The 14,610-nt window shown below is 39.3% G+C and carries 13 protein-coding genes; 6 read left to right on the forward strand and 7 right to left on the reverse strand.

The features are described from left to right. Positions 1–320 precede the first annotated feature (320 nt). The 3 genes from J2746_RS12745 to J2746_RS12755 all read right to left on the reverse strand — a co-directional run bounded on the left by J2746_RS12745 (position 321) and on the right by J2746_RS12755 (position 2,638). Entirely contained in the window at positions 321–590 is a 270-nt protein-coding gene (locus J2746_RS12745; RefSeq protein WP_209621697.1) for a hypothetical protein, read from the reverse strand. 32 nt (positions 591–622) lie between these two features. Next, positions 623–2,098, reverse strand: a complete 1,476-nt coding sequence (locus J2746_RS12750; protein WP_209621700.1) for a hypothetical protein — start codon at positions 2,096–2,098, stop codon at positions 623–625. Between the two features lie 207 nt (positions 2,099–2,305). Next, positions 2,306–2,638, reverse strand: a complete 333-nt coding sequence (locus J2746_RS12755) for a hypothetical protein (protein WP_209621703.1) — start codon at positions 2,636–2,638, stop codon at positions 2,306–2,308. 336 nt (positions 2,639–2,974) lie between these two features. Here J2746_RS12755 and J2746_RS14760 point away from each other — a divergent pair, with 336 nt between their 5' ends. The 6 genes from J2746_RS14760 (at position 2,975) to J2746_RS12785 (ending at position 8,650) form a co-directional block, all read left to right on the forward strand. Then, positions 2,975–3,802, forward strand: coding sequence for a helix-turn-helix transcriptional regulator (locus J2746_RS14760; RefSeq protein ID WP_245250162.1), 828 nt, complete (start codon positions 2,975–2,977; stop codon positions 3,800–3,802). A 122-nt stretch (positions 3,803–3,924) separates the two neighbouring features. After that, positions 3,925–4,437 carry an amino acid-binding protein gene (locus J2746_RS12765; protein ID WP_209621706.1) on the forward strand — a complete coding sequence of 171 codons (513 nt, stop codon included), beginning with the start codon at positions 3,925–3,927 and terminating at the stop codon, positions 4,435–4,437. Beyond that, positions 4,437–5,432, forward strand: coding sequence for a homoserine dehydrogenase (locus J2746_RS12770; RefSeq protein WP_209621709.1), 996 nt, complete (start codon positions 4,437–4,439; stop codon positions 5,430–5,432). Before J2746_RS12765 ends, J2746_RS12770 begins: the two co-directional genes overlap by 1 nt. A gap of 29 nt (positions 5,433–5,461) precedes the next feature. After that, a complete protein-coding gene (locus tag J2746_RS12775; RefSeq protein WP_209621712.1) occupies positions 5,462–7,153 on the forward strand; it encodes an ATP-dependent DNA ligase in 1,692 nt (563 codons plus the stop codon). Between the two features lie 67 nt (positions 7,154–7,220). Beyond that, complete coding sequence (locus J2746_RS12780) at positions 7,221–7,598, forward strand: cupredoxin domain-containing protein (protein ID WP_209621715.1); 378 nt, start codon at positions 7,221–7,223, stop codon at positions 7,596–7,598. A 218-nt stretch (positions 7,599–7,816) separates the two neighbouring features. Then, positions 7,817–8,650, forward strand: coding sequence for a phosphatase PAP2 family protein (locus tag J2746_RS12785; protein WP_209621718.1), 834 nt, complete (start codon positions 7,817–7,819; stop codon positions 8,648–8,650). Between the two features lie 61 nt (positions 8,651–8,711). Here J2746_RS12785 and J2746_RS12790 read toward each other — a convergent pair whose 3' ends face one another. The 4 genes from J2746_RS12790 to J2746_RS12805 all read right to left on the reverse strand — a co-directional run bounded on the left by J2746_RS12790 (position 8,712) and on the right by J2746_RS12805 (position 14,471). Beyond that, positions 8,712–9,518 (reverse strand): ATP-binding response regulator, encoded by an 807-nt coding sequence (locus J2746_RS12790; protein ID WP_209621721.1) that lies wholly within the window; start codon positions 9,516–9,518, stop codon positions 8,712–8,714. Further along, positions 9,518–11,542, reverse strand: a complete 2,025-nt coding sequence (locus J2746_RS12795) for a CHASE4 domain-containing protein (protein WP_209621724.1) — start codon at positions 11,540–11,542, stop codon at positions 9,518–9,520. Before J2746_RS12795 ends, J2746_RS12790 begins: the two co-directional genes overlap by 1 nt. Positions 11,543–11,827: 285 nt before the next feature. After that, complete coding sequence (locus tag J2746_RS12800) at positions 11,828–13,138, reverse strand: TldD/PmbA family protein (protein WP_209621727.1); 1,311 nt, start codon at positions 13,136–13,138, stop codon at positions 11,828–11,830. Between the two features lies 1 nt (position 13,139). Next, complete coding sequence (locus J2746_RS12805) at positions 13,140–14,471, reverse strand: TldD/PmbA family protein (RefSeq protein ID WP_209621730.1); 1,332 nt, start codon at positions 14,469–14,471, stop codon at positions 13,140–13,142. Between the last annotated feature and the right edge of the window lie 139 nt (positions 14,472–14,610).

Here is a 14,610-nt window from a genome sequence, read left to right on the forward strand (position 1 = left end):
ACAGATTGAATCGCAATTTCTTTTCCTAAATTTATGATATTATCAGTATATTAGTAATATTATATATAGATTTCATGGGATTTTTAATAGTATTGTTCATCTTAAAAAAAGAGCTGTAAGTCGGTTAAATTTAGAACGTGTGTTAATCTAATCCTTTTTTGTTCAATTAGATTAAATTAAATAATGCTTCTTATGTAAATAGCTAAAGTGTATTATGCTTGAAAAAACATGTATGAATAGTATCAAAAAATAAAAATATGTATCTCTGCAATATTATCCGTAAATAAAAATAAAAAGAATGAGGCCACAGGCCCCTAGCTTTATATTTCTTCAATAACTAAATCTTCTTCAAGATCCATTTCATTGATCATTGATTCCAGTTCAGCAAGTTCAGCTTCAAGATCCTGCATTTCTGTGTCAGTTATACCTACCATTTCTTCATTGAGTAACTCATCGGCAACACTGATATTTTGTTCAGTATCGTTACTTAATGTAACTTTCTCCTGAGTATTTTCTTTTTCAGCACAGCCTGAAATTATAAGACCAAAGATTACCACAGCAATGATAATAACGTTTACAGCTTTTGTCATAAACAACCACCTATCTTTCGACTCCGATTAACTCAGTTTTCTGTTTCGTTTTGATCGGCGTTGTCTTCTTCATTGTTCTGTTCATCTTCTTCAGACTCAGTTTCATCTGAATTATCGGACTCCTCCTCAACTGAATCGTCATCTGCATCTTCCTGCTCGTCCTCTGTTTCCGCCTCAAGTTCATCTTCAGGATACTCAGAGTCTTCATCTTCATCATCTGATACTCTGTTTGCCCATTCTCCGGTTGTTCCTTCGGCACCGTAGGTTCCCTGACCTGCAAGCACTACTGATCCTGTTCCCTCAGCTACAAGGTTAATTCCGGTTCCTTTGATCATGACAGTAAGGCGGCTTCCTTCAAGGTGGACATCACCTGAAAGTCCGATGAAGACAAATGCGCGGTTGTTGTCGGTGCTGTTACCTGAATCTATATTAGATTCATTAAACTCTGCTGCTTCTGTGTCTATTGTGGCATCATCTGCAAGATCTTTGACAATGATATTGACATCTTCTGCAGTAACATTTATTGTAACATTTCCTGAAATTACAACAGTCCCGGTTCCATTTGCTTCAAGTGTTCCTTCCCCGCTCAGTGTTATCAGGCCTTCCCTCTGCTGCTTGATCATACCAAACATATTGCGCAGGAGTGCATTTGCTTCCCTGATCTCCTCACCTGCTTCGGTGAAGTACTGGTTTGCTTCCCTGATATTCTCAGCATCGGTACCTTCGCCATTCATATAGGCATTTCTTGCCTGTTCCTGCTTTTTTTCTGCTGATGCTATAAGTTCATTGTAACTGGTAAGCATCTCTTCAAGATCAGTTACATCCTGTCCATTCGCTTCCATTCTGGAAATCTCATTTTCAAGACGTAGTGACAATGCTTTAGATGTTTTTATTACTGAATTGATCTTATTATCGATGACCTTTCCTTTAGATACTACACGATCTTTGCGTATATCATTCCAGATGCTTCTGATATTCTTCGCAGACTCTGCAAGTTCCTTCCTGGTGCTTGCTTCTTCTAGATTATCTCTTTCTTCTTCAAGCTGATCTATGTAGTCTTCATCTTCTTCTTCATCAAGGAAAGTAAGCATGTAATCAATAGAACTGTTCAGATATTCTTTTGTGGCATTGATTGCCTCTTCTGTATCCAGTTTTGGATTCTGGGACTTGACGTTAGCAAAGTTGCTTTTTGCTACCTGATACTTACCTGCAGCATTAGCAGAGTTCATATTTGCATTTTCAGCTCTTGTAGCATCAACAGTTGCATTTACTCTGTCTCTATCTTTTACCTTGTCTTTTCCATTGTTTTTTGAGTCAACACTGTCGTCGTCATCAGTAGTATCATCATCAGTAGCTTTTACATTGGCATTATTTGTTTTCAACGTTTTATCTGCGTGTTCATTTGCATTTTCAGATGCTGCCATTGCACCCATTGGAATGATACTAAATAGCATCATCATTACTGCAAAAATAGTAATTATTCGCATTCCCTTTTTTGTAATATTCATAAGAGATCCCTCCAGTTCTCTTGTATTTCATTCTGTTATTACTGTCATTTTATGAGTGTAAGTTTGAGTTTAAAATATATAAATAGTTATCAATGTTATGAATATAATGTTTAAATGGGATATATCCAGTGAAGGATTATCCCATTCAATTCTCCCTTTTTCTGCTTTCGTTTTATTTTCGTTTTTATGTTTTTTTTATATCATGTTTTATTCTTCAATGCATGATCCATCTCTAAGACCATTGCCAGCTCCCTGTCCATTCCCTGCCCCATGAGGCCCTGTTCCATCACAAACTCCATCGTTTTGACAGTTGTCACAGACTCCGTCTCCGTCTTCATCTACAAAGTTGTCGCAGATACCATCACCATTGACTGTTACTCCATCTGTAGTTTGACCATGTTTCCACATCGGAGCAAGCTCAGGAGCATTGGTGCAGTCCTGATCTCTGTCTCTCTGTTGATCTGCTGCCATAGCAGATACTGCAAACAAGCTGAACAGCACAAGTGCTGCAGCAATAAGTGAAAGTTTTCTTGTGTTCATTTACTCTTCCTCTATTTGACCTATTTTGTTGACCATAATGCAAATGCAGGTTTGACATTGTCATGGTGGTATAAATTTACAGCTTGACATTGTCCTTAATCTTGGTAGTCGGTTTCAACCTGCACTTGCAAATTCTCTATTGGCAGAGTGGGATATAAGCATACTTTACTTCAAGAAAACTTTATGCATGCTTCAATGGTGAAAAAAGGCTTAAAACAGTTTATTTTACTTGATAAAACTTTATCATGCTTTAGATTGTCCTTCAAAGTAACTATTATATGGGTGTACTATGTAAATATACATCCTGTGTTGAACAAAAAAAGAATTCTGCTCTTAATGAGTCTCACTGTATTTGTAATTTTAAGCTTTTCAGCTTCTGCCCAGGAGGCAACAATACATGGTGCTGTATATGAGTGGGATTCATTTGCTCCTCTTGAAAATGTCATTGTGGAGGTTAACTCAACACCTTCTCAGTCAATGCTTGCAACTTACGGACTCTATTCTTTCAATCTTGATCCGGGGAACTATATGATATCTGCAAGCTATTATAGTAACAATGAACTTGTAGCTTACACTGAAGAGCAAATCACAATAAGCGATGACGGTGATTACGTACTTGACCTCATACTGTTTCCGGTCTATTCCGATCCTTTGCTGAACGAAAGTGACTTTTCAGAGCTGGAGGACATAGCGGATTTAGCCGAATCTGGCGACCAGGGATCCTCATCTTTCCTTTCAGAAAGTACCTCTGTAATCCTTATTATACTTTTGATTCTGCTTCTTTTCGGAGTTGCTGTTTTTGTAAATCAAAAGAAAGATTCTCACATGCCTGGTGGTACTTTATCTGAAGGCCTGTCAGATGATTTTGTATCTGATGATTCATTGGGTGGCCTGCCTGACGATCTTCGTGAAGTAGTTTCTATCATCGCAGAGAATGACGGCAGAATTACTCAGAAAGATCTTCGTACAAAAGTTAAGCATTCAGAAGCAAAAGTAAGTCTAATGATCTCTGATCTTGAAAGCAGGGGAATTGTAAGAAAGTTCAAGAAGGGAAGAGGCAACGTTATCATTCTAGAGGACAAGAATGAAGAAGATAATTTCATTTGTGAGTCTGCACTGGATAACTCATCACCCGATGACCCGGAAAGTCATGATAATAAATGATCCTGTGCCCGACCTGATTTAAAAACTGAATACTAAACCAAAATATATAACTGCCTTTACGAGTATGATATGCATTCAGAAGTAGTTCTATTTACATATTTATCAGATTTATGAGGGTATACATGCGAGTTTCCATGGACATTGAGTTAAAAGATATCCCCGGCCAATTGCTTCTTGCTTTAAGGCCCGTATCCGAGCTTAAAGGTAATTTGATTTCGGTAGTTCACCATCATGAAAAGAGAACCCCCCGTGGCACAATTCCTGTTCAGCTGGTTTTTGAGATAAAACCGGATAAGCTTAATGACATTGTTTCAAGGCTTGAAGAGAATGGTATCGGCATTGCACGAATTGATGAAAAGAGATTTTTCGAACATGGTGCAGTAATTCTTATAGGTCATATAGTCCACACGGATATTCAGGACACTATAGATACAATTGATAAGACCGGTTATGCAGAAGTTGTGGACCTGAACCTGTCAATGCCAAAAATAAACATGGCTTCTTCAGCTTCATTGAAAATAGATGCTGTCAGCAAGGAACATCTAGATTCTGCTATTACTTTGTTAAAAGAGATAGCCAGGGAAAAAGACCTTCTGGTTATTGAACCCATTAAAATTGAACTAGGGGTGAACTGATGAAGACCATAAGTGTATCTATTATTGGTTTCGGTGCAGTAGGTCAGGGTGTTGCTAAGGTTCTTGTTGATAAAAAAGAGTATCTTGAAAATCTGGGTCTTGATTTCAAGGTAGTCGCAGTTGCAGATTCTAGAACTGCAGCAATCGATGAGAACGGTGTAGATCTTAATGCAGTCCTTTCCAGAAAACAGGACGAAGGTGTTGTAGGTTCTGAAAAGCTTACAGGACTTGAGATTATAGAAACCATAGATCATGATGTTGTGGTTGAGACCACTCCTACTAATATAGTAACAGGCGGCGTAGGTCTTCAGAATATGCTCGCCGCTTTTAAGCATGGAAGGGATGTTGTTACATCAAACAAAGGTCCTCTTGCAATGAAATATGGTGAGCTGATGGAAGCTGCTAGTGAGGGAGGCTCCAACTTTAAATACGAAGCAACGGTCGGCGGTGCAATGCCGGTTCTCAATCTTGCAAAGGATGTCCTTGCAGGTAATTCAATAACCAATGTGGAAGGAATTTTCAACGGAACCTGCAATTATATCCTTACCCGCATGATGGAGGAACATGCGTCCTATGAGCAGATGCTTGCAGAGGCTCAGGAACTCGGATATGCGGAAACAGATCCGACTTATGATGTTGAAGGTATTGATACTGCCTGCAAACTTGTCATTCTTGCGAATTGCGTTTTCGGCATGAATGCAACACATGAGGATGTTACTGTCTCAGGTATAACCAGAATCACACCTGAAGCGCTTCTTCTGGCCCAGAATGAGGGATATGTCATCAAACTTATCGGAGAGGTCAATGACAGCAGGATCAATGTCGCACCAAAACTCGTACCAATTGACCACCCGCTTGCAGTTGGTGGTTCTCTTAACGTGGCTTCGGTACAGACCGATCTTTCCGGTCCCATAACTGTAACCGGCCGTGGTGCGGGTTCAGTTGAGACTGCAAGTGCAATTCTCAGTGATATGATATCCATTTACAGGGACTAAATTCAGCCATCAAATTTAAGGGGCGTATTATGACAAGCTTCAAAGAATTTGCCAGGGCATGTAAAGTTATTGAAGGAACGCCCGGTTCCCTTGATATGACTGCTCTGGTTGCGGAGTTACTTGGAAAAGTAAGCCCTGAAGAACTTCCTGTGGTAACGCATTTTGTAATGGGCGAGATCTTTCCTGCATGGAGCAGTGAGGATATCGGAGTTGGTGCAGGTATTCTTTACAGTGCACTTGCAAAGTCTGCCGGACTTTCAGTTGCTGATATAAAGGAAATTGTAAGAGAAACAGGAGATATTGGAGAAACAGCTGTCAGGGCCCTTAAGAAAGTTTCCAGCGGCCAGGCTACTTTTTCCTCATTTATGGAAGATAACACTGAACTTTCTATTCTGGAAGTATTTGAGAGATTCAAGGCCATATCCAGGGCCGCCGGAAAAGGCTCACAGACATCCAAGATGAAGAATCTCCAGTATCTTTTCAATTCTGTTTCCCCTGAGGAGGTTGGTTACATAGCACGTATTGTTGTGGAAGAGCTAAGGATCGGAGTAGGCGAAGGAATTGCCCGTGATGCTATTTCAAAGGCTTTCGATGTGCCTTCTGGAGAAATAGAGAGAGCTTTCATGCTTACAAATGACCTTGGGCTTGTGGCAGTAACTGCAAGGGAAGGTGGAAGTGAGGCTGTCAGGTCTCTTGGACTTGAACTAAATCGTCCGATCCGTATGATGCTGGCTCAGGTGACTCCTGATTTTGATGTAGCACTTTCTGATCTTGGAACTGCCGCAGTTGAATGGAAGTTCGATGGTGCCAGGGTCCAGATCCATAAAGAAGGTGACAATATCACACTTTTCTCCCGCAGGCTTGAGAACATCACAGATTCTCTACCTGATATTGTGGAAGCTGTAAGAGAAAACATCGATGCTGAATCTGCCATACTCGACGGTGAAGCTGTTGCAATCGATGGAAATGGAAGGCCAAGGGCATTCCAGGATATACTGAAACGTTTCAGGCGAAAATATGATGTACAGTCCACAGCACGTGAGATCCCCCTCATATTGAACCTTTTTGATATTATATATCTGAATGGCGAGGAACTAATTGACCTGCCTCTTGTCCGTAGAAGGGCAAAACTTGAGAGCTGTGTCAAAAACGGGGATAAGATCAGGGTAGACACCCAGTATATCACAGATGACATTGTAAAGATAATGGAAGTATACAATGAAGCTCTTAAAGCCGGACATGAAGGTGTGATGATAAAGAACCCGGACTCACCGTATTCTCCCGGAAAGCGAGGCAAGAACTGGCTCAAGAAGAAGCCGGTAATGGAGACACTGGATCTTGTTGTTATCGGAGCTGAATGGGGATACGGAAGGCGTACAAGTTTTCTGGGTTCCTATGCTCTTGCATGCCATGACCCCGAAAAAGGTCTTTTCCTGCCAGTAGGCCGTGTAGCAACAGGTTTTTCCGATGAACAGCTTGCTGAGCTGACAGAGCTCTTTTCAGATCTGATAGTGACAGAATCTGGTACGGAAGTTGAGATTAAGCCGGAAATAATATTTGAGGTTGCTTTTGAAGAGATACAGAAAAGTGTAAATTACGAATCAGGATATGCACTTCGTTTTCCAAGGCTTGTTAATGTTAGAACCGATAAATCTGTTGAAGATGTGGAAACAATAGGCAGACTTGAAGAAATGTATCTTGTACAACGTGAAAGGAACTAAATGACCTTAGTTCTGCTTGTTTTTTTAAATCAAAAGTGTTATTAGGCAATAACAATTCATCACAACTATGAATCTCAGAAATATTCCTTTTCTTGTTCTACTGGTATTCCTGATAACTCTGGCTTTTTCCGGATGTGTTGGTGAACAGACATCTGAAAATGTATCAGAGCAGGAACCAGTGGACGTTGATGCAATAGTATATATTGAAGAATATGCTTTCAAGCCAGAATATACAATGATCTCTCCCGATGAGACTGTTATGTGGGTGAATAATGATTCGGTGGCGTTCATTGTAAAGATAAACCTTGTTGGGGGAGACAGTTTCCAGTCTCCTACTCTCAGAAAAGATGATACCTTCACCTATACTTTCCAGAACAGAGGCACATACAAATATGAACTTGTGACTCATCCATGGAAAAATAGCGGTTTTATAGTTGTGGAATAATACACCACTTACAAAGAATTAATTTTTCAGGGTACAGGATTCCAGCTATAATCTGGTTCTATTATCCTTTTTTTTCTTATAATACATTTACCTATGCTCCGGGGCATAATCTTTATCAATCATTGTAAATTAATTTTCTACATAGTCTATAGATACTATATAATTTACAAAACACAAAAGGCCAGATTGTTAAAATGACAGATATCCGTTTAATATTAATGCTGTTTGTAGTTGTATTGCTTATGAATGTGATAGCCTATTATATTTTCATTCAACGTAACTACAGGAAAGAGCAAAGTTCATCTGGTGCAAGCAATAGGGATAAATTCACTTTTGTAAGAGAAGTGTTACCATATGTCGGATTTGTTTCATTAATTTACCTTTTAGTAAAATCACAGGGTATCATTGTCAATAAACTTGTTAAAGTTCCTGGTTTTTCTCTGGAATATGATCTTGCAAGATACATATTTCTCATTGAAGGGAACAGTGTTAGTATATTTCAGGCTTTTACAAGTCCGGTGCTTACATATATCAGTTCATTTATCTACATATTCGGTTTTGCTTTCCTGTTGACCTTTACATTCTTATTCTTCCTGCTCACAAACCAGTTGAAAACCTTGAAAGAATATGCCATCGCCATATCTGTTATATACATAGTGGCTTTCCCATTCTACATATTAACACCTGTGAAGGTTACAGGTTATACACTGCCTGGTGTAACGCCTTTGCTTTACAATCTCAGTCCGTTGATAGTTAATGGTCTCAGAACGGTGGATCCATTATTTGATAACTGCTTCCCGAGTCTTCATGCTGCTCTTTCCATACTTGCAATGCTGTTTATAATTTTCAGAACTGATCTCAGGAGCCTGAAAGTACTTGCAGTTTTCACGACACTGGCCATTCAGTTCACTATATTTTATCTGGGTATTCACTGGATGACCGATTTTGTTGCAGGTATTCTACTGGCATTTTTAAGTTATTTTATCGGTACAAAATATCATTCTTTGATAGCAAATAAACTCCGTCTATTTACAAATACTCAAAACAAATGATAAAGCATCTTCCCGGAAACTCCCGATCTGAAAATAAAGCAGAATGTAAACTGCTCACATTTTAACAATAAGAGATATCATAACTATGGAAAGAACGTTCGATTTCTTTCCTGTCTGTTATATCGTAAAAAATGATAACTGCGCCAATTATCTCGTTTTTCTTATTGGTTACTGGCGAACCTATTATATCAAGTGGTATACGTGTGTTGTTCTTTGAAATCAGGGTTGTGTTGTCTTCAAGACCGAAAAAAGCACCTTCTCTTAATACCTTTCTGATGGGGTCTTCTACAACTCTCTCCTCTTCACAAACTATTTTGAACACATTTGTGATTCTGCAGCCAAGTGCTTCTTTTTTAGTGTAACCTGTGAGTGCTTCGGCAAGAGGATTAATGTATTTGATATTTCCATTTATGTCAGTGGATATAACCGCATCACCAATATTGTCAAGGAGCGAATTGACACATTTTTCGCGATCGAACTGTTTTTCTTTTTCCTTTTCCTGTTTATACAGGGCAATTTCTATGTTAGTCCGGAGTTCTCTCTCATCAAAGGGTTTGAGTATGTGGCCAAAAGGTTCTGTGAGTTTTGCTCTTTGAAGTGTTTTTTCGTCTGAATAAGCTGTCAGGTAGATAACAGGTATGTTATAATTATCCCGTATCTCCTTTGCAGCTTCAATACCATCGATCTTGCCTTTAAGCACAATATCCATTAATATCAGATCGGGTCGGTATTGATCAATGAATTTTATAGCATCTTCACCGCTGTCTGCCATACAGGGCACAGAATATCCGAAATGTTCCAGACTATCTTTAATATCCAGAGCTACTATTTTTTCGTCTTCGACTATCATTATCTTCTCATTGGTCATCAGTAGTCCCTTCTCTTATAGGATAGTCCTTTGAATTTTATTCTGAATTCCGTACCATTGCTTCTTATTAGCTCTATGCTGCCTTCTATCTGTTCAACTAATGAAACTACAAGCTGCATGCCCAATGAGTCCGTATTTCTGAAGTCAAGATCTTCCGGAAAACCTATTCCGTTGTCCCTTATCGTTAACATGTATTGACCATTGACATCCGGAACTATCTCGACAAATATTTCCCCCTTATGGTCTTTGAAAGCATGTTTCAGGGAATTCGATACGATCTCATTGATGATAAGCCCGAGCGGTATGGCTGTATCAATGTCCTGTGTTATGTTTTTAATCTTTATATCAATTTTGATATTTTCCGGATCGCAGCCATAAGTATTTAGAAGATATTTAGTAAGATCCTCGACATATGAAAAAAGTCCAATATTCTCCAGATCACTTGACTGGTATAGTTTTTCATGTGCAATAGCCATGGATTTAGCACGGTTCTGGCTTTTGCGGAATGCTTCTATTGTTTCTCTGTCGATAAATTTTCTTGACTGGAGTCGCAGCATGCTTGATATTATCTGGAGATTGTTCTTCACCCGATGATGAACTTCTTTGAGGAGCAGATCTTTCCGGCGCATTTCCTCTGCTTGTTTCAATTCAGTAATATCCTTGACAACTGCAAGCACCTCATCATCAGAAATAACAACAAACCTGACTTCAAAGTCTCTCATCTCTCTTTTCACAGGCATGGTGTAATGCATTGTATGGGTTTTCTTTGTCTTGAGCGCTTCTTCTATTATGTCTAGTTCCATTTCAGCAATGTGTGCAGGAAGAACATCTTCAAGTGTGATATTCAGTTCTTTTTCAGGTGATTCATAAATACAGTTGTCTGTGGAAAGTTTATAATTACATATTGTTCCGTCCTTTTTTACCTGGAACATCATATCAGGCATAGCCTGCAAAATAGCATTTATGGTAGCATCTCTTTTTGTAACTAGTTTTTGTGCTCTTTCAAGTGATTCAAGCATTCTGTTAATAGAGGCACTAAGACTTGCAAGTTCATCGTTTCCTTCATCAGATACTCTTTTTGTGAAATCGCTTTTATTACCTATGTCTCTGACTTCATTCTGGAGTTCTTTTAGACGGAAAATATGGGACCTTTCCAGAAGTAAAGTCACAGATGCTCCGAAAACAATCCCTGTCAGCACAAGGACAAAAAGGAAATAGTTGATCGAATTTATTCCCTGCTGGTGGATATTGCGAAGCATCCCAGCTTCCAGTGAAAATGCACTATTCCCATATATGTCATTGAAATTCACATAGGAGTATATACGGGTATCATCTGTTATAGTGAATATACTGTCATTATTATTGCCATTGTTAAGGGATAATATATTTTCTGCATTATCTGTGTTCTTTATATTTTCAATGTTCACGACAAGGCTTGTAGTTTCATGTAGTCTGGCAATCTCTTCCTTGTCAATGAACCTGCCCATTATTACTGTTCCGGCTATTGGTCCGCTGAGGTCACTTTTCACAACTGGTTGTGATGTTATCAACAATGGTTTTTCTTCAAAGACAAGAAATCCGGTTTTCCTGCTTCCATGATCTTCATGGTCCAAAAGGTATGGATTGCTTTCCAGATGCTTTTCCAGTTCACTTACAGAGGTCGGATTATCTATGGATTTTTCAAATAACAATGTTCCGTTTTTATTGTAAAAGAGCATGAAGTCTAGCCTCTGGTTGTGAAAGGTTTCGTCCATGAGGTATTTTTCAGAATAGTTGTTACTGTTACCATGGAGAAAGTTGTATGTTTCATCCCATACAGACCAGTCAGCAGCTTTTCTTTCAAGATCCTGGCTGTCAATAATTACAATATTTTTGATGCAAACAGCATTCTCGATCGCATCCTGTTCTTCCAGTCTGTCAAAACTGTCAATAACTATGGAATGTGAACTAAGATATATTATCAGTATAAGCCCTATAAGAGTTGCACCTATAATGCCAAATGTCTTTTTCTGTAGTGTTGTCATTCCTTCGCCTATATTTCCTGAATGCTGACCATTTCGCTATCTTCATGTTCTAATGTTATATAACTGCCTTATAATTTATATGCATATATAATTGTTTCTGGTAATTGTGCAATCATGCACAACATCTTTAAAGCAGATTCCAATGCAGCCTGCAATAAATCGTTAATTGTAGTAATGATGAACAATACTAACGGTAAAATATAGAAACAAATCAAAGAAAAAAGATAGCTTGCAGGATTTTTTTTCCACAAGCGTCTATAGGATTAAGTAGTCTGAAACTAAATATTAACCAACAACACTCATGTCAGAGATTCTGACAGATGGAGTGATAGTTCCACCAACTTTACGAACATCTCTTCCAGCTCCGGTTATATTTTTCAACATCTCAAATATGTTACCTGAGATCATAAGTGATTTTATTGGCTTATCCAGTTTTCCATCTTTTATGGTAAATGCATTGCGTGCTTCCACTGAGAAATCTCCTGAGATAGAATTTGCAGTATGGGCACCAATGACGGTATTCACGTAGATTCCGTTATCGGTGTCAGCTATGATATCACAGGTTGGGAAATCAACGATAAAATTTCTTGAACCTACAGAAGGTGTTGAAAGATATGAATTTCTGGAAGCATTACCTGTGCTTTCCACGTCATCTTTTCCTGCGGTATAAGTGTCATATAAATATGATTTGAACACTCCATTTTCAATAACTGTTGTTTTACGTGATGCTACACCTTCATCATCAGCAATTCCAGTATCAATACCACCTTCAAGCAGTCCGTCATCATATATGGACAGTTTCTCATTTGCGATGGTCTCATCCTTTCTGCCAATTAGGCTTGATCTTCCTTTCTGCACATTATCGGAATCTATGGATGGTATGAATGTATTTTCTATCAGGTCTGAGAATGCAAATGGGTGAAGTATTACTTCTGTCCTGTGCGGCTCAACAGAAATCGTATCCTGTGATCTCTTTGCAAGCCCAGCTGCATTCTTCCCAATTTCTCCAAAATCAATATCATTTTTTCTTGATATTGCAAAGTCATATGCTGTAGATGTTTCACCTTTATTTGTTATAACATCCACAAATCCTGAGATACCTGTGCCTTCTTCTGAAACTTCCACTCCATTTGTGTTCAGTATAAGCCTTTCACCATAGCTTCGGCTGAAACTTCCGGATGTAACTATAATTCCGGGTGTTTTCCGGGCAGCTTCCATCATTTCCATTGTATGGTCAATACACTCATCAAGTTCCATATTCTGTATCTCTCTGTCAAGGATACCTGAAACAGTTGGATATTTCTGGTTGGAAGGAAGTTCCTTCCAGTCAGGGTCAGCATCCTGTGTCTTTGCAGAACTTACTGCATTTTTAGCAGCTTCATCAATGTAACTCATAATATTGGTGCTGGAAAATCCCACTGCACCGTTGATAATAGCACGAATACCAATTCCTGTTGTGATGTTTTCCTTAGCGCCTTCTATCATGTCCTTCTGGATATTGACAGATGTTTTCTGACTTTTTACAATATAGACTTCAGCTTCCTTAGCACCAAATTTTGTGGCTGCTTTCAGGGCTTTTTCAGCAAGGTCGTACATTTTATACACCTCCGACCATTGCTTCGGATATCATAAGATGCGGAGATCCATCGGTAACGGGTACAAGCTGACCACCTTTTCCACATCTGCCTGAATTCATTTTCAGGTCATTACCTACCATTTTCACATTGTTCAGAATTTCCAGGATCTTTCCGGAAAGTGAAACATCCCTGAGGAGTGTTGTAAGTTTTCCGTCCTCAATGAGGTATCCTTTTTCCGCATTGAACTGGAATACGCCTTCTCCTGTGTTCACCTGTCCACCCCTAGAACCAATAAGATACATGCCATTTCCTATTTCCTCAAGCATTTCCTCAAATTCTGAATTGCCTTTGTCGATGTATGTGTTACTCATACGGACAATTGGCTTGGAGTGTCCCTGGGCACGGCAATGTCCGGGAGTTCCTCCTAGTTTTGCTGCTGTTTCTCTGGAATGCAGGTAGGACTTAAGAATTCCATCCTCTATGACAGTTGTTTTTTCTGTCTGTGCACCTTCATCATCAAATGGGAAGTATCCGTATTCATGCATAGTAGGATCGTCAACTATTGTAATAAGAGGGGATGCTATTGACTCGCCTATACGGTTCTCAAGTACTGAGCTTCCTTCAAGTACAAGATCTGCTTCTGAGGCGTGCCCCACAGCTTCGTGAGCAAAAACACCTGCAAGCTCAGGATCAAGTATCACAGGCATATTTCCACCTTTTGCAGGCTTTGCATCAAGGAGTTGTAATGCACTGTTTGCAGCTTCCTCTGCAAGTTCAGCTGCATTGTACTTATCAAATATTTCGTACCCCATCACTCCAAAGCGGCTTTCTCTTCCTGCCTGGTATAATCCATCCCTCGATGCCACAGCACTGATAACAAAACCGGAACGTACAACATCGTATTCGCCTTCAACACCTGTAGAGTCCGTGTACCTGACCTTGTATGACGATTCGCTGTAAGCGGCACTGGTGCTACTAATACCTTCTTTTTTTGCATATTTGCCGAACTCTTTCAGGTTATTTACCTTCTCTTCAAGTGAAATGTCAAGAGGATTTTTCTTCACTTTAGGTGTGTTTAAAACCACAGGATTTGCTATGTCCTTCATTTTTACTTTTTCTTTGGGTGATTTCTCATCCATGCTCACAGCAAGCTCAGATGCAGCGCGTATTGCTTTTTCAATATCGAAATCTCCATCTGCAGAGGTGAATCCCCAAGAGCCACCTTTCAGGGCTCTAACAGCTGCTCCCTTTGTGAAATTGACAGATATCTGTTCTATCCTGTCATTATCGAGGACTATAGACGTTGTTGTCCCCTCAATGATCCTCGTATCAAAAAAGTCTACACTATGCATAATTTAATCCCTCACTTTATGAATGAAACAAAAAGTGAACTACCCCTCCCTGCCAGCCTTCGGCTGTCGAGGAAGGAGCTTCCTACGAGTGTAAGTCTCATTTCGTTATCATTCTGTTGGGAATGATTCCGATCAACAA

The organism is Methanolobus bombayensis (genome assembly GCF_017873415.1).
Taxonomy (GTDB): Archaea; Halobacteriota; Methanosarcinia; order Methanosarcinales; family Methanosarcinaceae; genus Methanolobus; species Methanolobus bombayensis.